The following is a 23,995-nucleotide window of genomic DNA, read 5'->3' as shown; positions in this document are numbered from 1 at the left end:
TTCGTTTATGCCAGACGGTAAGACCGACCGAGTTCCGCATACAGCATCGCGTCGCACATCGCAACGGTTCGCTTGATCGAAGCGACATCGTGAACACGGACAATCTGACAACCTTCAGCGATTCCGAAAGCAACCGTAGCCGCTGTACCTTCTACGACATCATCGATCGGTAAATCTAATACTTCGCGAATAAATCGTTTGCGGGAAGTTCCAAGCAGCATCGGAAATCCAAGTTCGACCAATGTGCTTAGCTGCGTCATCAGGCGCAAATTTTCGTTTCCGTTTTTGGCAAATCCGATACCCGGGTCCAAAATGATATTCTGATCTTCTACCCCGGCTGCGCGTGCAATCTGTACACTCTCCATCAGATCGGTCGCTACGTCGGCATAAAAGTCGGTATAGTTCATGTCGGGTCGATTATGGGTCAAAATAACCGGGCAGCCTGCTTCCGCAGCGACTTGCGCCATGCGCGTATCGGCTTTGCAACCCCAGACATCATTGATGATATGCGCACCTGCCGCCAATGATTGACGAGCAACTTCCGCTTTATATGTATCGACCGATAAAGGAATGCCGGGTAACTTCTGCTTCAAAGCTTCAATCACTGGCAAAATCCGCGACAATTCTTCGTCCAACGATACCGGATCAGCTCCGGGACGTGTTGATTCTCCGCCAATATCGATCAAATCCGCACCGGCAAGTACCATATCGCGTGCATGTTCAACCGCAGCATCGATATCGATATAACGACCTCCATCGGAAAAAGAATCCGGTGTTGTATTTAAAATGCCCATAATACGCGTGGCATGTCCCAATTCCAAACGGACATCGTCCCATTCGTAACGGCGACTATGAAGAGTAGGCATCATGTTGAGTTCCTCGTTTCTTTTGTATAATGATGATACCGTTCTATTAATTTTGTCGTCCACAAACCGGGAGTACCTGCCCCGACTACATGCTCTGAACCATCTACTTCACGCAGCAAGCGAACGGGGACAATCCCTTGCACCGAACCGGTTAAAAAAACTTCGTCGGCGCGAACAAGATCTTCCCATGTATAATGTCCTTCTTGCGTATTTAGATTCAGCTCCGTAGCAAGCTCTTGAACAAAAGCACGTGTGATGCCTGGCAAAATGCCGGTATCGACCGAAGGGGTACACAACTTGCCGGATTGAACAAAAAACAAATTGCTGACGATGCCCTCTGCCAAAAATCCTTCACGCGTCAGCATCATACCTTCTGCTCCTTGCGCTCCTGGAATCTCTCCAAGTTCGCGGCGACCCAAAATTCCGTTCATGTAGTGTAGCGACTTCAGTCGTTCAACGCCTTCCGGCGTATTACGCGGTGTAAGTAAACGCTGAAGGGTACGACCTTCCGTGTACCAATGAGTCGGGGAATTTGGCAAACCTTTGATATAGACGATCCGATTCGGAGATGAATATACGGAGCTAGAAGGTAAGCCGAGATCATCTTCACCTGCCGTTAACGTTAAACGAATATACGCTTCGGTCAACTCATTGGCGCTAAGTAGCGACGAAATTTCTTTTTCTAGCTCACTTTGCTTAAGGTTCCAAGTTATACCGAGCTGCTGTGCCCCGCGCTCCATTCTTTGCAAATGACGATCCAGCAAAAATGGCTTTCCTCCGTAAGTACGAAATGTCTCAAAAAGCCCGATCCCATACATCAATCCATGATCCATCACCGATAAGGATGCCTTATGTTGTGCAATCAATTGCCCATTCAGACCGATGATACTCATACCGTCACACTCCGAGATAAATCCGGTATTGAAGAATGTCCCAAAAACCTTGCGAGCATACGGTGACCATACTGAGTCACAATCGACTCGGGATGAAATTGAACGCCTTCAATCGGATATTCCCGGTGGCGCAATCCCATAATCTCGCCTTCTTCTGTCCAAGCCGTAATTTCCAAGCAGTCCGGTAACGTACTCCGTTCTACAATCAACGAATGATACCTTGCCGCAATAAGCGGTGAAGGCAATTCGGCGAATACAGATGTGCCATCGTGTAAAATCGGAGACGTTTTGCCATGCATCAGACGTTCGGCCCGAATAACATTTCCTCCGAAAGCTTGCCCGATCGCTTGATGACCCAGACACACGCCAAAAATCGGAATTTCTCCTTTGAACACTTCGATCACGCTGAGCGTGATGCCAGCTTCATTCGGTGTGCAAGGTCCCGGCGACAACAAAATATGATCAGGAGCAAGCGAGCGGATTCCGTCAAGATCAATCTCATCGTTACGCTTTACGATCACTTGCTCGCCAAGCTCACCTAGATATTGAACAAGGTTGTAGGTAAACGAATCGTAATTATCGATCACTAAAATCAAGACATTGCCCCTCCTTCGCTTGCCGCATATTCGGCGCACCAGACTGCTCGACCAACCGATCTCGCTTTGTTATGACATTCTCGATATTCCCGATAAGGTTCGGAATCGATCACGATCCCGGCTCCCGCTTGCATATGACCGATACCGTCTTGAACGACTAACGTACGGATAATAATATTCAGTTCCATATTGCCCGAATAATCAATCCAGCCCATCGATCCGGTATAAGGACCGCGACGTACAGGTTCCAATTCTTCGACGATCTGCATCGTGCGGACTTTCGGCGCGCCCGTAATCGTTCCTCCCGGGAAGACGCCAGCAATCACATCGTACGCATTTTTGCCAGGCGCAAGCTTCGCTTCGACTTGAGAAACCAAGTGCATGACATGCGCATAACGTTCAATCGTCATCAGCTCCGGCACATGCACCGAACCGTAAGCGGCGACGCGTCCGAGATCGTTGCGCTGCAAATCGACCAACATAATATGCTCGGCTTTTTCTTTTTCGTTACCGGTCAGTTCTTCAGCCATCCGAGCGTCTTCTTCTTCAGTAGCTCCTCTACGGCGTGTTCCGGCAATCGGTCTGGCTGCCAAGCGACCGTTTTCTAATCTAACAAGAAGTTCCGGCGATCCCGATACTAATTGAAAATCAGGGAAACGCAAAAAGCCCATATAAGGAGAAGGATTAACAAGGCGCATCCATTCGTAGATTTGTTCCGGCGATGCTTGAAGCTTGCGTTGCTTGCGAAGCGATAGATTCACTTGAAAAACGTCTCCGCTGCGAATATATTCTTGAATCCGTTCTACAGCATTTTGGAAAGCCTCTTGCGAAAAACTTGTATCGAATCCATCGACATCATTGCGCCCAGACATTTGCTGCTCGGCTTCGGATACAACATGTGCGCGATGTTCGGGATTCCAAGGTAATGTTGACTGTTCCAAAGCACGCCAACGCTCCAACATTTGCTGCGCTTCTTGTTTGGCTTGCTTATAGGCATCGGCAACATATGAATCATCCAATAAGCTCGGTGTCGATGGGTCAATCGGCACAGATACGCATACATAAATCTGCTGCTCCGCATGATCGATCACCCATAATTGCCGAAGCCGCATAAACGCGTAATCGGGTAATCCGGCTTGCGCCAAATCATTTTTCGCAAGGTTAGGCAATTTCTCAAGCGAACGAGCGACATCATACGACAAATATCCAACGGCGCCCCCAACAAACTTAGGCGCATTTTCGACGCGCGGAGCTTGATAAGGTTCCATCCAGCGACGAATCACTTCAAGCGGATCGCCGGTAGACTTTGTAGAACTAGGTACCTGACTATTCAAATCTTCGATGATTTCGGCATCTTCACCGATTCCTCGAAGTACAGATTCGGCTTCCAACCCGAGAAACGTGTATCGTCCTTCTTTGCCACTCTCCAGCACAAACGCATACGGAGAAGCTTCTTGCCACGCTTGCAACCATGATTCGGGAAGCTGATTTAATTGATCACGCAAAATATAAGGAACACGGGTATACCCTTCGCTTTTCCACTCTGTCCATTGGGCAAAAGAAGTTAGGCTATCGTTCAATCGAGGTGCACTCCTTCAAATATCGGTTTAAAATAATCGGCTTTGATTTTATCCATTATACGATGAAGGTATACGATTCGGTAGCCATAAACGAAAACAGTCAATTAAAAAGCCCTCAACTCATGCAATCGCACGAGCCGAGGGCTAACTGTATCCAATTAAGCTTCGAAGTTGTAGAGCGGTGTGCTGAGGTAACGTTCGCCGTTACTTGGTACGATTACGACAATACGTTTGCCTTTGCCGAGTTCTTTAGCAACTTTAAGCGCGGCGAAGATCGCTGCACCGGATGAAATACCGGACAAAATACCTTCTTCTTTGGCTAAGTTACGTGCCGTCTCGAATGCTTCGTCATTTTCGACATGCAGAATTTCATCGTAGATTTTTTGATTCAAAATATCCGGAACAAAGTTCGCGCCGATCCCTTGGATTTTGTGAGGTCCCGGTTTGCCGCCCGCAAGAATTGGCGAAGCCGCAGGTTCGACTGCATATACTTTCACTTCAGGGAAGTTCGATTTCAGAATTTCGCCTGCACCGGAGATTGTACCGCCTGTACCGATCCCTGCGATAAACGCATCCAGTGTACCGCCGATCGATTGAATCGCTTCAACGATCTCAGGGCCTGTCGTTTCACGGTGGATTTTTACGTTAGCTTCGTTTTTGAATTGCTCTGCCATGAAATAATCTGGATTGTCGTTCAGCAATTCTTCGGCTTTACGTACGGCACCGTTCATCCCTTCGGCTCCAGGTGTAAGAACCAGTTCAGCTCCATAAGCGCGAAGCAAGTTGCGACGCTCCAAGCTCATGGTTTCCGGCATCACGATTACGGATTTATATCCTTTTGCCGCTGCTACCATAGCTAAGCCGATTCCTGTGTTACCGCTGGTCGCTTCGATGATCGTGCCGCCTGGTTTCAGACGTCCGTCTGCTTCGGCTGCTTCGACCATACTGATTGCGATACGGTCTTTAACACTGGAACCCGGATTTTGGTATTCCAATTTTACATAAATTTCAGCGCTGTCTTCCGGTACGATCCGGTTCAGTCGGACAAGCGGTGTATTTCCAATCAGATCCGTAATACTGTTAACGACTTTAGCCATGGTAAATCCTCCTTCGGAATAGGTGAGCTGGTATATATTTTGAAGCTGATATGCCGCTGCCCACTTAATCCGAGTGAAAAAGTAGGCTTTTAACTTTCTTTATCTTAGCAAACTCCAATATCAACTGTCAACGAACGTGAAGGCAGATTGGTCGTACTTTTCAAACTTTATTCCGTTTTGAATTTATTTAGTCAGGTTTCGAAAAAAAATCAGCGGGTAATTTTCCAATAAGAAATGAACATCCATCTTATGATCCCTATCCAAAGGAGGACGACAACATGAAACGGAAAAACACTTGGCTTGGAGTCGCTGTCGGTCTAGGAGCCGCTTACCTGCTGCGCAATAAGGATTCTCGTAATAAGATCATGAATCAGATCCAATCGATGGGTCGCAAAAAAGAAGATAAATTGAGCAACAGCACCGTGATCTAAGATTCATACTTAGATAGGCGCATAAAAAAGCCGTTCCGGCATCGGAACGGCTTTTTTGCTGTTATTCAGAGTTACTCTTTATTCAATCAAACTCAATTCTGATTCTTATCCGCGCGTACGCTCCAAAATGCTTTCCAGATCTTCGCGTTCGAATTGATACGCTTCGTTACAGAAATGGCAGACCACTTCGGCTACGCCTTGCTCTTCAATGATCGCTTCGATCTCTTCCGAACCCAAGCTGACCAAAGTCCGTTCAACGCGCTCACGCGAACATTGACAACGGAAATGAATATCCATCGACTCTTGGACCTGTACATCCGGCAGTACCCATTTGAGCACTTCTTCTGGAGACAGACCTTGATCGATTAACGCAGATACCGGTGGCAATGCAGAAATCGCTTGTTCAATCGCATCGATCTCTTCATCTGATAGTCCCGGTAATAATTGCACGATCAATCCGCCCGAGCTGATCACTGAATTATCAGGAGCAACCAATACGCCGATTCCGACAGCAGAAGGCGTCTGCTCGGAAGCTGCGAAGTAATACGTGAAGTCTTCGCCCAGTTCGCCAGATACGATCGGAACACTACCGCGATAAGGCTCTTTTAACCCGAGGTCTTTAATAACGTACAAGAACCCTTCCGTACCGACTGCGCCTGCGACATCCAATTTGCCCATCGCATTGCTTGGCAAATGAACATGGGGGTGATCGACGTAACCACGCACTTCGCCTTTTGCATTCGCGTCTGCAACGATCTGTCCAAGCGGGCCGTTACCTTTGACTTGAATCGTGAGCTTTTCTTCGCCTTTCAACATTGCCCCCATCATCGCAGCTGTTGTTAACGTACGACCTAATGCCGCTGTTGCCGTTGGGAACGTGTCGTGTCTACGACGCAGTTCTTCCACTAAATTTGTACTCCGCACAGCGAAAGCGCGAACTTTGCCTCCAAGTGCCGTACCTCTGACTAGATAATCTTTTTCTTCAATATGTTCCATGTCTGATTCCTCCATTCCCATCGATCGCTGGGCTGTTTTTTATTTTAAGATCCGATTTCGTTCGTAAATTAAGCGTAAACCTTCTAACGTGAGCAATGGATTTACTTCGTGCGCCGATTCAATCTCTGCGCAAATTAAAGGCGCTAATCCTCCGGTCGCAATTACTTGGAGCGTATCGGTCTCCATTTCATTGCGGATCCGTTTGACGATGCCATCGACTTGACCTGCATATCCATAAATGATGCCGGACTGCATAGCATGAATCGTATTGCGACCGATCACTTTTTTCGGTTTTTCTAATTCGATTCTAGGCAACTTGGATGCTCGCTGATACAAAGCTTCGGTAGAAATTCCGATTCCCGGAACGATCGCACCGCCTAAATAGTTGCCTTGATGGTCGATACAATCAAAAGTAGTCGCAGTTCCAAAATCGACGACAACAAGAGGCCCACCGTAAAGTTCGACCGCAGCTACCGCATTCGCGATTCGATCGGCACCGACTTCGCGCGGATTTTCATAACGTAAATTCAATCCGGTCTTGATACCCGGCCCTACAATCAAAGGCGTTTGTTGCAAATAGGTTCGGCACATCTGATCGATGACACCGACGATCGGCGGCACAACCGAAGAGATCATAACGCCTTCGATTTTTTCGGCATCGACATTCCACATTCGAAACAGATTATAAATCATTACTCCGTATTCGTCACTTGTCGATTGTCGACTGGTACTGATGCGGAAGTGATGAAGCAATTGACGATCTTGATAAATGCCGAGCACGATATTGGTATTACCGATGTCTATAACAAGAATCAACCAATATCCCTCCTTCCTTTCACATACGAAAAGACCGGAAAACGAGGATTCGTTTTCCGGTCTTGCTTGATCACCGCGTTGAGTTAGAGCCAAGAAGAAATCGCTTAAGAACGATTCGATCCATCGTCCGTATCATCGCGCTTATCGAGCGTATTATTCGGAATGTCACCGTCTTTACCCAAGTCTACCGGACCGGATTCATCCAAACGAACGTTGGATTCACCGATGCTGTCGAATGTCGGTTCAGCTGCCGGCTCGGAGCCTTCGCCTTCCGGTTTGTTCGCTACGCCTTCTGGCGCTTCGAGCGAACCGTATTCGATCAAATTACGAATTTGATCAAGTTCCAACGTTTCGACTTCAAGCAGTGTATTGGCAATCAGATGAACTTCTTTTGCACGTTCGGTCAAGATTTGACGCGCGCGTTCGTAAGATTCATTTACGAAGCGCTGCATTTCCTGATCGATCTCATGAGCTACAGCGTCGCTGTAATTCGGTTCGTGTCCAAGATCGCGTCCCAGGAAGACTTGACCTTGACCGGTTCCGAATTGCATCGGTCCGAGTTTTTCACTCATACCGTATTCCATGATCATGCTACGTACAATGCCTGTTGCTTGTTGGAAGTCACTGTATGCGCCTGTACCGATTTCACCGATAAAGATTTCTTCGGATACACGCCCACCGAGAAGCCCGGTTACGCGATCAAGCAATTCTTGCTTCGTCACGAGCATACGATCTTCTTTTGGCATCATGATCACGTATCCGCCTGCGCGGCCACGAGGAATGATGGTTACTTTATGAACCGTATCGGCATGTTCGAGGAAGTAGCCGACGATGGTATGACCCGCTTCGTGGTAAGCGACGATACGCTTCTCACGCTCGCTGATCACGCGGCTTTTCTTCTCTGTACCGACAATAACGCGGTCAATCGCTTCATCGATTTCACTCATCGAAATATCTTTGCGATCTCGGCGAGCGGCGATCAATGCAGCTTCATTCAATAAGTTCTGAAGATCGGCACCGGAGAATCCGGTTGTGCGCTTCGCGATTTTATCAAGCTGAACGTCTTTCGTCAGCGGCTTGTTGCGTGCGTGTACGTGCAGGACAGCTTCGCGTCCTTTTACGTCTGGGCGATCTACCGTAATTTGACGGTCGAAACGTCCCGGACGCAGCAATGCCGGGTCAAGAATGTCTGCGCGGTTAGTCGCCGCGATAATGATAATACCTTCGTTTTCGCCGAAACCGTCCATCTCAACGAGCAATTGGTTGAGCGTTTGCTCGCGTTCGTCGTGTCCGCCGCCAAGGCCTGCGCCCCGTTGACGTCCGACTGCGTCGATTTCGTCGATAAAGATGATACAAGGTGCATTTTTCTTCGCATTCTCGAACAAATCGCGTACCCGAGACGCGCCGACGCCGACAAACATTTCGACGAAGTCGGAACCGGAAATACTGAAGAATGCTACGCCTGCTTCGCCGGCTACTGCTCGTGCCAGCAACGTTTTACCGGTACCCGGAGGACCGACAAGCAGTACGCCTTTTGGAATCCGTGCTCCAAGTGCCGCGAATTTACGCGGATCTTTGAGGAATTCCACGACTTCAACCAGCTCTTGCTTTTCTTCGTCAGCACCCGCAACATCGTTGAAGGTCACTTTTTTCTTTTCTTCGTTATACAGTTTGGCTTTGCTCTTGCCAAAGTTCATCACTTTGCCGCCGCCACCCTGAGATTGATTAAAGAGGAAGAAGAACAAGACGAACATCAAAATGAGTGGAATAAACGAAGTGAACAGCGTTACCCAAATGCTCTGCCCCTTCATCGGCTTCCAAGATACCTCTACGTTGTTCGTTTGCATTTTAGCCGTTAGATTGTCAACCACGTTTTCCGTGGATGGAATATACGTCGAGAACGTTTTTGGACCATCTGCTTTCAACGGTTCCTTATACGTACCAGTGACTAAATAAGCATAGTTTTCGAATTGGAACGTGGCTTCTTCCACGTTATTCGCATCAACTTGCTGCACCAGTTCGTCGTATCTTGGAGCTTGGGCCGTATCCCGACCGCCGTTCAAAAATTGAATGATGCCTACCACAACAAGAAAAAGGATTAAATAAAAGCCAGAATTCCGGATGAACCGATTCATCCCCAACCTCCTCTCAAGACACTGAAGTTATTTTAACATAGTCGGTTCACACATCACAAATTCAGACGCGGAGCGGACTTCAAAGCCAAAACTCTTCAATTCAGATGTCTTGCTTCATTTTGCATGTTGCCTGTGAATGTACGTTCGATTTCGTTGTGAAATCTCAGCTTACTTGGTATAAACTTCCGGCTTGAGCACGCCAATATACGGCAGGTTGCGGTAGTGTTCCGCGTAATCCAGACCGTACCCTACAACGAAAGCATCCGGCAAAACAAAACCGGTATAGTCGGCTTCCATATTGACCGAACGGCCCGAAGGCTTATCGAACAACGTGACAACCTTCACGCTTTTGGCGTTACGGTTTTTGAGAAGCTCGATCAGATGGCTAAGGGTAAGCCCGCTGTCGATAATATCTTCGACAATCAGTACATCGCGTCCTTCTACTGTTGTATCCAAATCTTTGATGATTTTAACAACGCCGGAAGACTTTGTCGCGGCGCCGTAACTCGATACGGCCATAAAATCAAGTTCGATCGGTACCGTAATGCGTTTTACCAAATCTGCCATAAAAATAAAAGCGCCTTTGAGTACGCAGATCACAAGCGGATCGCGATCTGTGTATTCAAGACTTAGGGTTTCGCCCAACTCTTTGATTTTAGCCTGAAGTTCTTCTTCACTAATCAGTATTTCTTGAATGTCATTTTGCAACGTGCATGACCCTCCCATAATTATAATCTAAATTCTTTTTCTTTCTATTCTTATAAACCAAAACCGTCAACAAAGAGTCCGATCTATCCGAATATATAGAATCTTTTCACTTTGCTCGTCAATCCACGCCTGATTTGAACGTTTTAGACCCGCGAGCCAAATGATTCGACCTTGCGCATCACACAAAACGGGAATCAAATCTCGTTCAGATGGAGCGACTTTTGCGTCGATAAGCAAATCTTTGACTTTTTTCGTACCGGCTCCGCGAGGAAGCTCAATCCGATCTCCCGGCAGACGCGAACGCACTGTAAGTGGGTAGGCTAAACGATCCGCATCGAAAACGACCTCTTCCGTACCGAGCTTCATAAGCGCTGAAGAGTCTGGAATTGCTGCATCTTCTCGAAAAGTCAGCTCAACATTCCCAAAAGACAATTGGCGCATCCCAAGTTTTCGATCTACCCGTTCAGAAGGAACAGGGCTAACTTGAATAACGCCAAGATGGAAAAACGCACGAGCATATTCGCGCGTACACATTCGCCTATATCCGAGATCCAGCGTCCACGTCGAAGCATCAGAAGCAAGAAGATGTCGACAAACTTGATCCACCTTCGCAAAATCGGTCTCTGCTCCCGGTTCCGACAGGTAATTTAATATTAATTTAATGAGCCTGCGTTGTAAAGCGAAGGGCTGTACGGAAAAAGCGTCTATGTCCAGTTCGATTGTTTCTTCTTTGCGTTTGCATACTTGATCAAAAGCAAACAGCGTCTGTTGATGCAAATAATCGTCTTCCGCGCCTAGCGTATCCGCCAATCGATTTAGGGCTTCTGTCAATCTTCCGTTGTAGCTTTCTAGATGCGGAATCGTCTCTAACCGTAAGCGATTCCGCGTATAATCGGTAGACGAATTGCTGCTATCGACGGCATAAGCCAGGTTACGTTCTTGGCAAAAAGCAATCAACGTTTCTTTGTTCAATGACAGCAGCGGTCGCACAAACTTAATCCCGTCTTGCAGACGAACACGGCGCATGCCTCGAATCCCGCTTGTACCGCTACCGCGAAGCAGATGCAGCATGACTGTCTCTGCTTGATCATCTGCATGGTGCGCAAGCACGACTGCCGACGCCTGATGACGCTGCGCAACTTCCGCCAGAAATCGGTATCGGAGTTCGCGAGCCGCAACTTGCGTACCTAGTTTATGGGCTTTTTTATGACCGGTGACATCCAGTTCTCCTAGCTCGAACGGAATGTTCAGTTGCGTCGATACCGCTTGTACAAGCTGAGCTTCCAACATCGATTCTTCCGGTCTTAGTCCATGATTGATATGCGCACATATCAAATGAAAAGGATATTCCTGAGCCAACTTATGCAGGATATGAAGAAGCGCAATCGAATCCGGTCCGCCGGATACCGCTGCCACTACCGTATCACCGGCGCTCCACATTCTATGCTCTTCAACTTCTTTTTGAATATCTTGAAGCCATGCAGGTCGGTCCTTCAACAAAGCAAGCCTCCATTTCTTTTCGCCTTCAAGCGTTATATTGAGAGCCCTGTATACAATACAATCCCCAGCAATATTAACGAGCCGAAAAAAGCGGTAGCAAGCAACTTTGAAGCACCTTTTTTGCTGGACGTTGGATATAACCGACAAAGAACTTTCCACTGCGCATGTGCTTCTCTAGCGTTATGGAAACCACCCCGAAGCGCACGTGCAAGCCAGGGTTCAAAAGGCTTCAAAGCCGGAATACGTCCGGCAAGCTGAATCAGGTCTTCGACACTTCGAGTCTGCGGCAGCAGTGCCGCATCTACCCGTCGCAAAGCTCGCTCGTCGAACACATGTAAACACAATACGGCAAAAGCAAACAGGTCGTAGCCGGGATCGGCGGTTCGCGTGCCTGCATTCCAATATTTACGATCGTACCAGCCGCTATATTGCTTCACGTTCGCTCCGATCACGGTCGCGCCGCCGTAATCGACCAACTCCACTCCGCCGCTTTCTTCGACCAGCACGTGACAAGGCTTCAAATCACCGAATGCAAAGCCAGCACGATGTAGACCGGATAACCGTTCTAACAATCCTAGACCCGCTGTGCCGATATGACGATAACCGTATTTTCGTATATACGCATCGATCGGCACGCCGCGAACAAATTTCATCACATAAAAAGGAACTGATCGGTCCTCTGTCTGGTAACGGTCAGCATCCAGCAAAAAAGAGCGATGGTCGCCGTTTTTCAGCTCGCTTTTTTTCAGCTGAGCCAGCACTTCAACTTCCGCTTTAAGTTCCGGCTTTTCCGGCCCTACTTTTAATGCGGCTTGTTGACCTCCCGCTGTTCGAACCAGATAGACATTGCCGTTGGCGCCTTTGCCAATTAGAGACTGAATCGTATATTGCCCGCCATGAGACGCGCCGGTTACGACCGTTCCCGGTCTAAATCCGGGTAGATCTGGTGCAGCCACTTCGCATCCCATCCTTTCGGGTACAATCTCTTCCAATTTCCGGAACCTGTATTGATATCCAGTGTACCATAACGATTGCTGGCAAACACTCCAAATTCCCTCTGTCTTTTATCGGATAACGATCGCTTTTTGTTGAAATGCAGCAAAGCAAAAAACCGCGAGTGACTGAATTCAGCCATTCGCGGTATGCTATGTGATCATTACGATCTTTTGGCGCCACGGCCTCCACGTTTGGATTCCGTATTTTTCTTGATCGAAGAAATTCGTTCTTCACTGTCCTTAAGGAAACGGGTCAATTTATCATCGAACGAAGGCTTACCAAAAGCGGGCTTACCACCAAATGCAGGTTTACCGCCGCCTGGAGGTCTGGAAGGTCTTCCACCGCCACTACCGCCGCCTCGGTTAAATCCACCGCCGCCACCACTGCCACCGCCGCTAAAGCGCTCACCGCTACCGCCGCTGCTTGGACGATCCGGTCTAGGTGGACGTGAAGATGGTGCAGGTGCAGAACCGGCTGGTCTGTCGACGGTTTGCTTGATCGACAATCCAATCTTTCCGTCTTTGTCGACATTGATGACTTTAACTGTCACTGTGTCGCCAATTTTCAGGTGATCATTCACATCTTTTACATAGTTGTCAGCGATCTCCGAGATATGAACAAGACCCGTGACACCTCCGGACAAATCCACAAATGCTCCGAAATGCGTAATGCCTGTCACTTTGCCCTCTAATTTGGTGCCTACTTCAATTGCCATAGAATAAAATGATCCTCCCTTAAAAATATCCAGCCGAAATAGTCAAATTCCGGTCTGCGGTGATTTGATTATAACGGAAGCGGAAACGCCGGTCAACAAACAAAACCGCGTCAACCCGCGTGAAATCTACTCTCCGCCGCCTTCTCCAGACACGCGAATCGGGATTTCTTCCGGTTTAAACATGTTGTATTCTTTGCGCGCAAGTTGCGAAATGTATTCCGGATCTTTCAGACGGGTGATCTCGGCTTTTACTTCGTTTAGCGCGGTCTCGCTTTTCACTTTCACGGCTTGGCTGCTCTCAAGTCGTGCAGCTTTGTCTGCGATCACAGAACTTTGTTGAAACAGCGTATATCCAGCCCAAACAAATAAAACAATCATCAAGGCGGCCCATAAGCGAAGACGCTTCTTGCCGCTCTGCTGTCGATTAGACGATGTACGTCGAACCTCAGTTCGAGTCGTTTTGGGTGATTGCTCAGGCTGTTGTCTGTTCGGTTTTGTTGCTGCGGAAGTCGCTCTCATGGAATCCTCCTTCACCGAACAAATTCATTACTTTTCAATTAAAAAGCAAATGATCATGTCGGCTATTATATAAAATGGTTACAACTGCCCGATGTATTTTCAAAAAAAGGGGGTTATCGACTAATTCATTATGTATTATCGGAAAAAATCGTGCTTTACTCGATAGAGCAGCGGAACTATTCTTTATCCAGATAAAACCAGGTCAATAGTCTGTCTAGCCCAACTTCTACATCTCCCTTAAACATTAACACAGAAAAAAGCGAAATGACGCGAAAAACGATAAAAATAGCCGAAAAAGGCGCTTTCGCACTATGCGAAAACGCCTTTTTCCTTTTTCAAACAACAATCAGAAGTTTAAACCTTCTTCACGAGGAATCGGTTCTTCTTTGACAACGGTATACATGCCTGCGGCTTCATCTTTACGCGTCGTGTCGGCAATACGTTCGACGCGAACCGTAACGAGCTTTTGCCCGAACTGAACCGTAATTTCGTCGCCGACTTTCACCGAAGCGCTGGGCTTGGCCTCGCGGCCATTGATCAGCACGCGACCTTGCTCAGATACGTCTTTCGCTACAGTGCGACGTTTGATGAGCCTGGACACCTTCAGGAATTTATCGACACGCATAATTACTTAACCGCTTCTTTAAGTTTGTTACCTGCTTTGAATGCAGGAACGCTGGATTCAGGAATTGTGATTGGCTCGCCTGTTTGCGGGTTGCGGCCTGTGCGACCTGCACGCTTACGAGTTTCGAATGTACCGAAACCGATCAGTTGAACTTTATCGCCACCTGCCAGCGCTTCGGTTACACCGTCCATAAAGCCGTTCAATACCGCTTCGACTTCTTTTTTGCCTACGCCGCTTTTTTCCGCGATGCTGTTAATCAGTTCTGTTTTATTCATTCGTTTCATTCCTCCCGAAATTTTAAAGTTGCGTTGGCTATTCTTCATATGTAAGAAAGCAACGCTTGATGAATTGCTATAATGATAAGCGGTGTATCGGAACAAGCCCTTACTGCCGCGGTTATCCAATCTGGTCATCGCCTACACCGCATCTTTTGTATTCTGGATACAAAGCTGGATTCCTTGTTGCGTAGACGACAAATTTTAAGACGAAGAAGATGATTCCGCTGTTTTGGCTTCGTTCCAAAGGGTATCCATTTCATCCAGCGTACTGCTTTGAGGAGAACTTCCTCGCTCACGCAGACGATCTTCGATATAACGGAAACGGCGACGGAACTTGTCGTTGACGAGCGATAAAGCTTCTTCGGGATCGAGATCTAAAAAACGAGCGACATTGACGGTCGAAAATAGTAAATCGCCAAGTTCAAGCTTCATTTTCTCAGAACTTGCTCCCTGATTCAGCGCTTCTTTCAACTCGTCCAACTCTTCTTCGATTTTAGCGAATGCACTGGAGACTTCATCCCAGTCAAAACCGACTTTCGCCGCTTTTTTCTGGATTTTGTAAGCTTTCATCAATGAAGGAAGGTCTTTAGGAACGCCGTCGAGCAGTGAAGCCTCCGGCGAAGCCAGACCTTTACGCTTTTTCTCTTCGACTTTCATCGCATCCCAATTGTTCAACGCTTCTTGGGCATCGCCAGCGGCGAGATCGCCGAACACATGCGGATGACGGAAGATTAACTTCTCATTCAACTCACGAATCACGTCGTAAACGTTAAAAGTTCCGACTTCTTCTTCCATTTGAGAATGAAGCATAATTTGCAGAAGCAAATCACCTAATTCTTCTCGCATATGATCAGGGTCGTCTTCGTCGATTGTCTCGATCACTTCATAAGTCTCTTCGATCAAGTTTTTGCGAATCGACGCATGCGTCTGCTCCATATCCCACGGGCAACCGCCTGGGCTGCGCAAAATACGGACAATCTCATGCAGACGAGCAAAGCTGCTCGCTCGGAGCGAATCGTCTTCGCTGCGTGGAACATAGATGAGCGATAGATTGCCGTAGCCTTCCAAACGATCTAATTCGTATAAAGGCACGTGCAAAATACGTTCTTCTCCTTCTACGCCGAGTGCATGTCCCACAACAACCGGATGGTCATCCGGATAGACATCCATCAATCCGAGTTTAACCTCGGAAGCGGTCAGCGAATCGTACACTTGACCAATCAGCGTATGTAGCGAAGGTTGGATCAGCTCGGATGTGACAGCGGAAGAGTCCAACAGTTGAAATCCTTCGATCGGATCGAAGCCAAGACGGACAAATGCCTGATCAAGGAAACTTTCTCCGCCCAGTACCTGTAAAGGAATACCCGCGGCGTCCGCGTACTCGCGTAGCAACAGCACCGTCTTCTCAGCAACCATGGGATGCCCGGGAACGGCATAGACCAAAGCTTCGTTTTGCGATAGCTCCAAAATTCGACGAGCGATACTCTCGTATACTTCTCCGAACGAATCATTTGCCTCATAAACGGAGTCGAACGATTCAAACTTGATGCCTTCTTCTGCGATCCGGTTCATGACCGGATGTTCTTGGGTTCGCACATAAACGCGATTCGCATTCTGAAGGATCTTCCATATCCCCAGGGTGAGTTGATCTGGGTCGCCCGAACCCAGTCCCACCACTGTAATTCCTTGACTCATTACGTGTTCCTCTCCTTCCGCTGCACCTCGCATTTTACCACTATATCACGGGTTCCGGCGAATTGCGAATCTAAAATGCGTACAGACGTTCCCCGAAGAGAACGACTAACTTTGACGCCGAAGTTTGCGCGCCAAAGCGACAAGCTTCGCGCCGCCAGGAAGCGCAGCCAGTTCCGCGTCCGACACGGCGCGGGTATACACCAGCGCAGCGACGAAAACGAGCACGCCGGCAGCTACGCCGGCTCCACTCGTCAGCAGCGCGCCCAGGCGGCCGCCGAGTTCCGCGGCGGACAGCAGTCCGCTCGCCAGTAAGCGGACAAGATAAGCAGCAAGCGCCGTCAGCCCGGCGAGTAGCAAGGGCTGAAGCAGGCTGCGGAGCTTGATGCCGCGCAGCCCTGTCAACCGGGCAAGCAGCAGTACGCCGAGCAGCGCGGCGACCATATACGACAGCGCGCCGGCAAGCGCGGCGCCGGAAATGCCCATCAGCGGAACGAGAATTACGTTCAGCAGCAGTTTGAGCGTCGCGGAGATCAGCAAGAACAAGGCTGGGGCGCGCACAGCGCCCATGCCTTGCAGCAAAGCCGCCGAGACGATGCCAAGCGTACCTCCGGCAGCGGAGAGCGCTGTCCATCGCAGCGCGTCTGTGCCTTCAGAATCGGCATACAGCATAATATTTACAGGCTCAGCGAGTACGGCTAGCCCGCCTGCGGCGGTTAAGCCAAGTAGCCAGAGCCAACGCAGTGCAATACTTGCCGAAGACGAAATCCGTTTTTCTTCGCCGCGGGCTTTGGCTTCCGCAATTGCGGGCAGCAGCAGTAGCGACAGCGACGTCGCCAACATGAAGACAAGCTGCACGATCGGAATCCCCCGGTTATAGATCCCGAACTGCTCCATAGCAGACAGATCGCTCCAGCCCGTATTTTGCAAAATACGCGGTACTGTTAACGTATCGACCAATCCAAGTAGCGGCTGTGACAATGAGCCGATAAACACAGGAACGGCGTAAATTAACAAACGCTTGATCCATAGACGGGAAGGGTCGTTTTTTTCATGCAGGGTAGCTGTATTATCGCCTAGCTGCCGATCACGACGATAACGCCGCCAAAACCACAACATAGCGCCTAATCCGGCTAAACCTCCGGCAAATGAACCTAACGCTGCGCCAGCCGCAATCTTTTCATCCGAAGCTCCAGCCGCGTTTAAAGACAATAGCAACGCAATCATCACTGCGACGCGTATGATCTGTTCGGCAACTTGCGATACCGCTGTCGGCAAAGCTTGTTGTAGTCCTTGAAAAAAACCTCGAAGCGCAGCCATAGGCGGCACAATCAGCAAAGCGAGTGATACCGCTCTTAACGGAAGCAGCGTATGGTCGCTACCAATCCAATCCGAGATATGCGGAGCGAATAACCACATCGCCGCAGACAGGATTATGCCAGCCGAGCATGCGGTCCACAAGCCCGCGCGAAGCACGCGGCGAACGCCTTGCTCGTCTGCGCTTGCTGTACGCTCTGCGACATACTTAGAGATCGCTGCGGGTAAAGCGGCCGTTATAAAAACAGCAAGAAACGCATAAAACGAATACACGGTCGTGTAGATCCCAAATACACGGTCTCCGCCAATATTTTGCAGCGGGATTTTTTGCAAGGTGCCGATTAATTTAGACAGGATTGCCGCGGCTCCGAGAATAAACGCACCTCTGAGCAACCCTGATCCCGGCGACTTGGAGGTATTCATGCCGCGACCTCCTTTCCTAAAAACCAATAGTTAACATGATTTTGGATTTTGATATTTTTGAGCGAAAAAAATAGCGCGTGATTTCGCGCTATTTGATCTTGTCCATCTAGCAAAAGAAGGCGGATCGATAATCCGCCGCCTTTTACGTTTCACTTGTTTTATTTACCGTCAGTGTTGGTTTCAGTCGATGTGCCGGCTTCACCGGATTTGTCCGTAGACGTTCCTTGTTCGGTCGCTGCACCTTGATCCGCACCTTCGGTTACAGCTCCGTCTGTACCTGTCGCAGGAGCGCTGTCTGTACCTTCTTCTGTTGCAGCTGGTTGCTCGTCTTTGAACTCTTCTTTGCTTTTTGTGATGCCTTCAAGTTCTTTTTCCATAAACTCGTTCAGCTTCGTCGAAGCCAAAGTGCGACGCACTTCGTCTTTCACTTTATCCGTCAACGTATCTGTACGGGATTCGACGCGAATAATGTGGTAACCGAACTGGGTTTTAACAGGATCTCCGATTTCGCCGACTTTTTGGTCGATCGAAGCTTGTTTGAACTCTTCGACATACCCGTTAACCGGAGCTTCTTCTTCAGCTAACAAGCCGCCATTCGCACCGGAACCGTCATCGGAGTATTCTTTAGCAAGCTTTGCGAAATCTTCGCCTTTATCCAGCTTCGCTTTCACTTCGTCAGCCAATTTTTTCGCTTGCGCATCTGTGCGTTCTTTGCCGTCTTTGTCAGTCAGACCGATCAAGATATGACTGATTTTCGCTGTGATATACGCATCTTTGTTTGCATCGTATTCTTTTTGCACGTCTTCGTCTTTCACTTGATCGGACATATATTGTACGGCTGTCATGACTTGCGTCATGTACGTCGTTAGATCCGCTTCTGTGATATTTTGATCTTTGAGCATCGTATCCAGTTGCTCTTGATCGACTTGACCTTTAAGCTGATTGATTTGCTCGGTTGCCATTTCGGCACCTTTTTTCTTTTCTTCGTCAGTCGCTTTACCTTCCAGGTAGTTGTAAGCGATCTGTTGATCCAGCATATAGTTCTTGATTTCGCTCGAATCCATCATCGAAGCGTAAGTCGGTTGTAAAAATTTCATTACGTTGAGCTCGGTATTGAATTGGTCTTCCGTTACGGTTCCCCCGTCGTAAGTCGCCAATACTTTACTGTCGTCTGTTTTTGCGGTGTCGTTATCGGCTTTGTCCCCGCAAGCGGCAAGCACTGAGAAAGAAAGTACCGCTACTGCGCCGAGCGACGCCAATTTGCCCCATTTTTTATGACTTAACTGCATCATGAAGTTCTCCCTTCGATTTGAAAGCTTGTTGGAGAGCATCCAAAACCTGTTCTAACGTTTCTAGACGCTTTGCCTCCGGCACGTTTTTACCTTTGATCTGCAATGCAAAAGGTGTGCCCTGCTTAAATTGTACACTGCTTTCGAACTGATTTCCAATCTGCGCAAGTTTTTTGGAATCTACTGCTTTTTCTTGCCCTTCGTAGAAGGTTACAAGCAAGTCATCGCCTTTGCGGGCAATACTTTCGATCCCGTATGTTTTGCCGTAAATTTTGAATCTCGCGACTTGCATCAGACGTGTTACCGCTTCTGGCATATCGCCAAAACGATCCAGCAGTTCATCTTCCAATTCAAGCACATCTTCGAACGTAGTCGCAGAAGCGACCTTTTTGTAAATTTCGATTTTTTGAATACTGTCGTAAATATAATCCGAAGGCAGATACGCATCGATCGACAGATCGATCATCGTGCTCCAGTTCTGATCTTCCGACGGCGCTTCGCCCAACATCGAAATTTTACGTTTTTGAATTTCTTCGGCAAGCATTTGCGAATAGAGATCAAAGCCGACCGACGCGATAAAGCCGGATTGTTCGGCGCCAAGTAGATTGCCTGCTCCGCGAATCGACAAATCGCGCATCGCGATTTTGAAGCCGGAACCGAGTTCCGTAAATTCTTTGATCGATTGCAGACGTTTTTCTGCAACTTCGGTTAGCACTTTATCTTTTTGATAAGAGAAATACGCGTATGCGATTCGGTTCGACCGCCCTACTCGGCCTCTCATCTGATAAAGCTGCGAAAGCCCCATTTTATCCGCATCGTGCACGATCAACGTATTCACGTTCGGAATGTCTACGCCAGTCTCGATAATACTCGTGCTGACTAAAACGTCGGATTCGCCTTCCAAGAAGTCGAGAATGGTACGTTCCAGCTCTTGCTCGCTCATCTGACCGTGACCGACGCTTACGCGCGCATCCGGTACAAGATCCGAGATTTCGGCTGCTTTTTCATGAATCCCTTGTACACGGTTGTACAGATAGTAGACTTGACCGCCGCGAGCCAGTTCGCGTTCGATCGCTTCCCGAACCAGTGTCGGGCTATATTCGACGACATACGTCTGTACCGGGAAACGGTTCTCTGGCGGCGTCTCGATGACCGACAGATCGCGCACGCCGAGCATCGACATATGAAGAGTACGCGGAATCGGCGTTGCCGTCAGCGTCAACACGTCTACGTTCGTTTTGAGGCGTTTGAGTTTTTCTTTGTGCGTAACGCCGAATCGTTGTTCTTCATCGACGATCAGCAGACCTAAATCTTTGAAAACAAGATCTTGGGACAAAATGCGGTGCGTACCGATGATGACATCGATCGTCCCTTGCTTCACGCCTTTAATCGTTTCGTTTTGCTCTTTGCGCGAACGGAAACGACTGAGCACGCCAATATTAAACGGATAGCCTTCAAAACGTTCTTTGAACGTCTCATAGTGTTGCTGCGCCAAAATAGTGGTTGGAACAAGGATCGCTACTTGTTTGCCTTCGATCGCGGCTTTGAACGCTGCACGAATCGCGACTTCTGTTTTGCCATAACCAACGTCTCCGCATAGCAGTCGATCCATCGGACGCGTCATTTCCATATCGCCTTTGATTTCTTGAATCGCTCGCAATTGGTCGCGCGTTTCGTCATAAGGGAATGTATTTTCGAATTCATTTTGATCCGGTGTATCTTTGTCGAAACTATAACCTGCCGAAGCTTGGCGCTCCGCATACAATTTGATCAGATCATCGGCAATATCTTGAACCGAAGAACGGACTTTCGTTTTGACGCGTGTCCATTCGTTGCCGCCAAGCTTATACACTTTGGGTTCTTTATCTTCAGCACCGACATACTTTTGAATCAGATCGATCTGCTCGATCGGAACCGAAAGTTTGTCTCCGCCCGCATACATGATGTGCATGTAGTCTTTATGAATACCGCCCACTTCAAGCGTGCCGATACCGAGATATTTACCGATACCGTGATTTTGGTGAACGACATAATCGCCGACTTTCAGTTCGGTATAGCTTTTGATTCGTTCCGCGTTATCGATCTGCTTGGTCGTCGTACTTTTGCGGGCTTTACGCTGCTTCTGCGCAAACAGTTCGCCTTCGGTGATGACCACTAGATGTGCAGACGGAAGCTCAAAGCCACCTTGCAGATGTCCACGCATAATTTCCGGCGTCTCAATCTCGTAATCTTCGAGCACGCGGCGAATACGCTCGGCACGTTCATCGTCGCCCGCCAGCATAATGATGCGCATATTGGATTTTTTCCAGCGCTCCATCTCCGCTTTGAGCACATTCATCTGACCGTGGAAATCTTGCATCGTACGGCTTACCACATTCACGACTTGCCCCGGATGCGTGCGAGGAATCTGACGAACAAAAAGGGACAAGAACAAAGTCTGGAACGGACGTTGGTAAGCGGCTGTATCTCCTTCGGACGCTAAAGGCAGATCGGGAAGACTTTTGCCGCTTTGTAATAGATGCAGATTCCACTCTGCTTCGTCTCGTTCAAGCTGTGCAGCCGTGTCGAGCAGACGCGCAGGTTCGTCCATCAGCAGCAATGTGTTTTCCGGCATATAGTCGTATAGCGTACACTGCTCCGGATAGATCAGAGATACGTATTTGTACATTTCCGGGAAATGAATTTGTTGACGCAACCAATCGATCTCGCGGCCGATTTCTTGCTGCATCGCGGCTTTTGCTTTACGATCGGTCATTTTCTCAAGCTGCTTCTCCAGCAATACGGTCGCGGCTTCTGCCGCTTGACGCATCCTCTCGCCGCTTGCAACCAGTTCACGGCTTGGCTTGATGTCTACTTGTTTGACTTTGTCGATCGAACGTTGGTCTTCCGGGTCAAAGGTTCGAATCGAATCGATTTCGTCATCGAATAATTCAACTCGGTAAGCAAGCTGAGCAGTCATCGGGAAAAAGTCGATGATTCCTCCGCGGACACTCATTTCCCCGCGTGTCTCGACTCGCTCGACGCGCGCGTAACCGAGTTCGACCATCTGCGACAAAAACGTATCCAGATTCAGGGTGCCGCCTTCTTTTAGCGTAAACTGAGCTTCACGAATCGCGACCGGATCCGGTACAAAACGACGCAATCCAGAAAAAGGTACGACTAATACCCCGTTAAATCCATTGGCACAGCGAGTCAGTACTTCGATCCGTTGCGCAATCGTTTCCGGGCTAGAGATCGCGGATTCCGCGGCAACCAGTTCGTTCGCCGGGTAAAATAAAACCTGGCCTTCGGGAAGCGCTTCCTGCAAATCATCTGCGATTTTTTGAGCTGAAAAGATATTATGGGTGACAATCAGCAGCGGACGATCCAGCTCCTGATGTAGACCTGCCATCATTAATTGACGTGCAGAACCCGATAAGCCTGCAACCAATTGTTCTTTCATTCCGGCGGATACGGCATCCTTGATCAATATAAAGTCTTGATCCCGGGCAACTTCTTTGATAAGCGCGTTTAACAAATCGGCACCTCTCTTATGCTTGTGTTGTTTCTATCCGTTAAACCGAGCCATCGTTTGTTCAAACGTATGGTCGAGACTATGTTCAAGTGCATCGCACGTTTTTTCGATCATTTCGTCTAATAGCGTCTGTTCCGCTTTGGTAAAAGGAGCTAATACGTAATCGACGATTGCCATTCCGTTTTGCGGTCTGGAAATGCCCATTCGAATCCGGTCGAACGTCTGCGTACCGGTATGTTGAATAATCGACTTGATTCCGTTATGGCCTCCTGCGCTGCCTTGATACCGCAAACGCACTTTACCTACTTCTGTATCCAAATCATCGTAAACGACGATCAGGTCTTTCAATTCAACTTTGTAGTAATCCATATAGGCGCGTACCGATTCACCGGATAAATTCATAAACGTCATCGGTTTGATCAACGCTACCTTTTCTCTGCCGATCATGCCTTCTCCAACCAGCGCTTTGCATTTGCTTTGCGTAATCGGGATATTGTATTTTTGCGCCAAACGGTCCAATGCCATGAAGCCGACATTATGACGCGTTTTTTCGTAATTTTTGCCGGGATTACCCAGCCCTACGATCCATTTCATCCGATGTACCTCCTCATCTGCAATACTTATGGTACTGATGATTATTTTTGTTACAATATAAGGATAAAGTCTGACATCACGCGCTACGCAGTGCGTTCGCCAAAGGAGCTGTAACGTGACATGTACGAATTTGGAGCCTTGCTAAAAGATAATCGTCATTTTTATGATCATATGAACGCCGGCATTCCTGTTGAAATTTATCATCAAGACGTACCGGTCGATATTGGCTTGGTTACAGGGATTCACGAAAGCTTTATCGAAATCGGCCAAGCGCTTTATCATCGCGGACGATACGTCTTTTTATCTCGTCCGGGGTATTAAAAGCGGCGACTGCTTTCGAATGTAAAAGCAGAAACGTTCACGCCGAGAAGGGTTACGCCTTCTCCCTTCCCGGAAGGAGGCGTAACCCGCAATA

22 protein-coding genes are annotated in these 23,995 nt (G+C 48.4%); 2 read left to right on the top strand and 20 right to left on the bottom strand.

What is annotated here, in order from left to right; translation table 11 throughout:
* Positions 1 to 5: 5 nt before the first annotated feature.
* The 5 genes from folP to cysK form a co-directional block, all read right to left on the bottom strand.
* Complete coding sequence (gene folP / locus NOM90_RS19115) at positions 6 to 869, bottom strand: dihydropteroate synthase (protein ID WP_255944340.1); 864 nt, start codon at positions 867 to 869, stop codon at positions 6 to 8.
* Positions 866 to 1,759, bottom strand: coding sequence for an aminotransferase class IV (locus tag NOM90_RS19110; RefSeq protein ID WP_255944338.1), 894 nt, complete (start codon positions 1,757 to 1,759; stop codon positions 866 to 868). Before NOM90_RS19110 ends, folP begins: the two co-directional genes overlap by 4 nt.
* Positions 1,756 to 2,355: an aminodeoxychorismate/anthranilate synthase component II gene (gene pabA, locus NOM90_RS19105; protein WP_255944337.1), complete on the bottom strand. Its 600-nt coding sequence runs from the start codon at positions 2,353 to 2,355 to the stop codon at positions 1,756 to 1,758. Before pabA ends, NOM90_RS19110 begins: the two co-directional genes overlap by 4 nt.
* Positions 2,352 to 3,935 (bottom strand): anthranilate synthase component I family protein, encoded by a 1,584-nt coding sequence (locus tag NOM90_RS19100; RefSeq protein ID WP_255944335.1) that lies wholly within the window; start codon positions 3,933 to 3,935, stop codon positions 2,352 to 2,354. Before NOM90_RS19100 ends, pabA begins: the two co-directional genes overlap by 4 nt.
* Before the next feature lie 158 nt (positions 3,936 to 4,093).
* Positions 4,094 to 5,032 (bottom strand): cysteine synthase A, encoded by a 939-nt coding sequence (gene cysK / locus NOM90_RS19095; RefSeq protein ID WP_255944333.1) that lies wholly within the window; start codon positions 5,030 to 5,032, stop codon positions 4,094 to 4,096.
* Positions 5,033 to 5,310: 278 nt separating this feature from the next.
* Here cysK and NOM90_RS19090 point away from each other — a divergent pair, with 278 nt between their 5' ends.
* On the top strand, positions 5,311 to 5,463 hold the full coding sequence (locus NOM90_RS19090; protein WP_255944331.1) for a hypothetical protein: 153 nt from the start codon (positions 5,311 to 5,313) through the stop codon (positions 5,461 to 5,463).
* A 105-nt stretch (positions 5,464 to 5,568) separates the two neighbouring features.
* On the opposite strand, the gene hslO is transcribed toward NOM90_RS19090, so the two are convergent.
* From hslO to pth, 15 genes are all read right to left on the bottom strand, one after another.
* Positions 5,569 to 6,450 (bottom strand): Hsp33 family molecular chaperone HslO, encoded by an 882-nt coding sequence (gene hslO / locus NOM90_RS19085; protein WP_370866647.1) that lies wholly within the window; start codon positions 6,448 to 6,450, stop codon positions 5,569 to 5,571.
* A gap of 48 nt (positions 6,451 to 6,498) precedes the next feature.
* On the bottom strand, positions 6,499 to 7,275 hold the full coding sequence (locus NOM90_RS19080) for a type III pantothenate kinase (protein ID WP_255944327.1): 777 nt from the start codon (positions 7,273 to 7,275) through the stop codon (positions 6,499 to 6,501).
* Between the two features lie 104 nt (positions 7,276 to 7,379).
* Positions 7,380 to 9,410: an ATP-dependent zinc metalloprotease FtsH gene (gene ftsH / locus NOM90_RS19075; protein WP_255944325.1), complete on the bottom strand. Its 2,031-nt coding sequence runs from the start codon at positions 9,408 to 9,410 to the stop codon at positions 7,380 to 7,382.
* A gap of 168 nt (positions 9,411 to 9,578) precedes the next feature.
* A complete protein-coding gene (hpt, locus tag NOM90_RS19070) occupies positions 9,579 to 10,118 on the bottom strand; it encodes a hypoxanthine phosphoribosyltransferase (RefSeq protein ID WP_255944324.1) in 540 nt (179 codons plus the stop codon).
* A gap of 66 nt (positions 10,119 to 10,184) precedes the next feature.
* Positions 10,185 to 11,615, bottom strand: coding sequence for a tRNA lysidine(34) synthetase TilS (gene tilS / locus NOM90_RS19065; RefSeq protein ID WP_255944322.1), 1,431 nt, complete (start codon positions 11,613 to 11,615; stop codon positions 10,185 to 10,187).
* A 35-nt stretch (positions 11,616 to 11,650) separates the two neighbouring features.
* A complete protein-coding gene (locus tag NOM90_RS19060) occupies positions 11,651 to 12,574 on the bottom strand; it encodes a protein kinase domain-containing protein (protein WP_255944321.1) in 924 nt (307 codons plus the stop codon).
* A 200-nt stretch (positions 12,575 to 12,774) separates the two neighbouring features.
* Positions 12,775 to 13,329 carry a S1 domain-containing RNA-binding protein gene (locus NOM90_RS19055; RefSeq protein WP_255944319.1) on the bottom strand — a complete coding sequence of 185 codons (555 nt, stop codon included), beginning with the start codon at positions 13,327 to 13,329 and terminating at the stop codon, positions 12,775 to 12,777.
* A gap of 126 nt (positions 13,330 to 13,455) precedes the next feature.
* Positions 13,456 to 13,848: an FtsB family cell division protein gene (locus NOM90_RS19050; protein ID WP_255944317.1), complete on the bottom strand. Its 393-nt coding sequence runs from the start codon at positions 13,846 to 13,848 to the stop codon at positions 13,456 to 13,458.
* 346 nt (positions 13,849 to 14,194) lie between these two features.
* A complete protein-coding gene (locus NOM90_RS19045) occupies positions 14,195 to 14,473 on the bottom strand; it encodes an RNA-binding S4 domain-containing protein (protein WP_037286016.1) in 279 nt (92 codons plus the stop codon).
* A 2-nt stretch (positions 14,474 to 14,475) separates the two neighbouring features.
* Entirely contained in the window at positions 14,476 to 14,748 is a 273-nt protein-coding gene (locus NOM90_RS19040) for an HU family DNA-binding protein (RefSeq protein ID WP_255944315.1), read from the bottom strand.
* A 204-nt stretch (positions 14,749 to 14,952) separates the two neighbouring features.
* On the bottom strand, positions 14,953 to 16,446 hold the full coding sequence (yabN, locus tag NOM90_RS19035) for a bifunctional methyltransferase/pyrophosphohydrolase YabN (protein ID WP_255944313.1): 1,494 nt from the start codon (positions 16,444 to 16,446) through the stop codon (positions 14,953 to 14,955).
* Between the two features lie 105 nt (positions 16,447 to 16,551).
* Positions 16,552 to 18,183, bottom strand: a complete 1,632-nt coding sequence (locus NOM90_RS19030) for a putative polysaccharide biosynthesis protein (RefSeq protein WP_255944311.1) — start codon at positions 18,181 to 18,183, stop codon at positions 16,552 to 16,554.
* Between the two features lie 158 nt (positions 18,184 to 18,341).
* A complete protein-coding gene (locus tag NOM90_RS19025) occupies positions 18,342 to 19,475 on the bottom strand; it encodes a peptidylprolyl isomerase (protein ID WP_255944309.1) in 1,134 nt (377 codons plus the stop codon).
* Positions 19,456 to 22,989 (bottom strand): transcription-repair coupling factor, encoded by a 3,534-nt coding sequence (gene mfd / locus NOM90_RS19020; RefSeq protein ID WP_255944307.1) that lies wholly within the window; start codon positions 22,987 to 22,989, stop codon positions 19,456 to 19,458. Before mfd ends, NOM90_RS19025 begins: the two co-directional genes overlap by 20 nt.
* Positions 22,990 to 23,019: 30 nt before the next feature.
* Positions 23,020 to 23,580, bottom strand: a complete 561-nt coding sequence (pth, locus tag NOM90_RS19015; protein WP_255944305.1) for an aminoacyl-tRNA hydrolase — start codon at positions 23,578 to 23,580, stop codon at positions 23,020 to 23,022.
* Between the two features lie 120 nt (positions 23,581 to 23,700).
* Between pth and NOM90_RS19010 the strand changes: the two genes are divergently transcribed.
* Positions 23,701 to 23,901, top strand: coding sequence for a hypothetical protein (locus NOM90_RS19010; protein WP_255944303.1), 201 nt, complete (start codon positions 23,701 to 23,703; stop codon positions 23,899 to 23,901).
* The last annotated feature ends 94 nt before the right edge of the window (positions 23,902 to 23,995 follow it).

It is taken from the genome of Saccharibacillus sp. JS10 (genome assembly GCF_024436065.1).
In the GTDB taxonomy this organism is placed as follows: Bacteria; Bacillota; Bacilli; order Paenibacillales; family Paenibacillaceae; genus Saccharibacillus.
This window is presented reverse-complemented; position numbering and strand designations above follow the sequence as displayed.

Bases quoted from the DNA above. Each gene is read 5' to 3' on its own strand.
- folP (WP_255944340.1), bottom strand. From the start codon at position 869: ATGATGCCTACTCTTCATAGTCGCCGTTACGAATGGGACGATGTCCGT.
- NOM90_RS19055 (WP_255944319.1), bottom strand. From the start codon at position 13,329: ATGGCAATTGAAGTAGGCACCAAATTAGAGGGCAAAGTGACAGGCATT.
- NOM90_RS19040 (WP_255944315.1), bottom strand. From the start codon at position 14,748: ATGAATAAAACAGAACTGATTAACAGCATCGCGGAAAAAAGCGGCGTA.
- NOM90_RS19010 (WP_255944303.1), top strand. From the start codon at position 23,701: ATGTACGAATTTGGAGCCTTGCTAAAAGATAATCGTCATTTTTATGAT.
- NOM90_RS19090 (WP_255944331.1), top strand. From the start codon at position 5,311: ATGAAACGGAAAAACACTTGGCTTGGAGTCGCTGTCGGTCTAGGAGCC.
- NOM90_RS19030 (WP_255944311.1), bottom strand. From the start codon at position 18,183: ATGAATACCTCCAAGTCGCCGGGATCAGGGTTGCTCAGAGGTGCGTTT.
- yabN (WP_255944313.1), bottom strand. From the start codon at position 16,446: ATGAGTCAAGGAATTACAGTGGTGGGACTGGGTTCGGGCGACCCAGAT.
- NOM90_RS19050 (WP_255944317.1), bottom strand. From the start codon at position 13,848: ATGAGAGCGACTTCCGCAGCAACAAAACCGAACAGACAACAGCCTGAG.
- NOM90_RS19110 (WP_255944338.1), bottom strand. From the start codon at position 1,759: ATGAGTATCATCGGTCTGAATGGGCAATTGATTGCACAACATAAGGCA.
- NOM90_RS19025 (WP_255944309.1), bottom strand. From the start codon at position 19,475: ATGATGCAGTTAAGTCATAAAAAATGGGGCAAATTGGCGTCGCTCGGC.
- pth (WP_255944305.1), bottom strand. From the start codon at position 23,580: ATGAAATGGATCGTAGGGCTGGGTAATCCCGGCAAAAATTACGAAAAA.
- cysK (WP_255944333.1), bottom strand. From the start codon at position 5,032: ATGGCTAAAGTCGTTAACAGTATTACGGATCTGATTGGAAATACACCG.
- NOM90_RS19045 (WP_037286016.1), bottom strand. From the start codon at position 14,473: ATGCGTGTCGATAAATTCCTGAAGGTGTCCAGGCTCATCAAACGTCGC.
- ftsH (WP_255944325.1), bottom strand. From the start codon at position 9,410: ATGAATCGGTTCATCCGGAATTCTGGCTTTTATTTAATCCTTTTTCTT.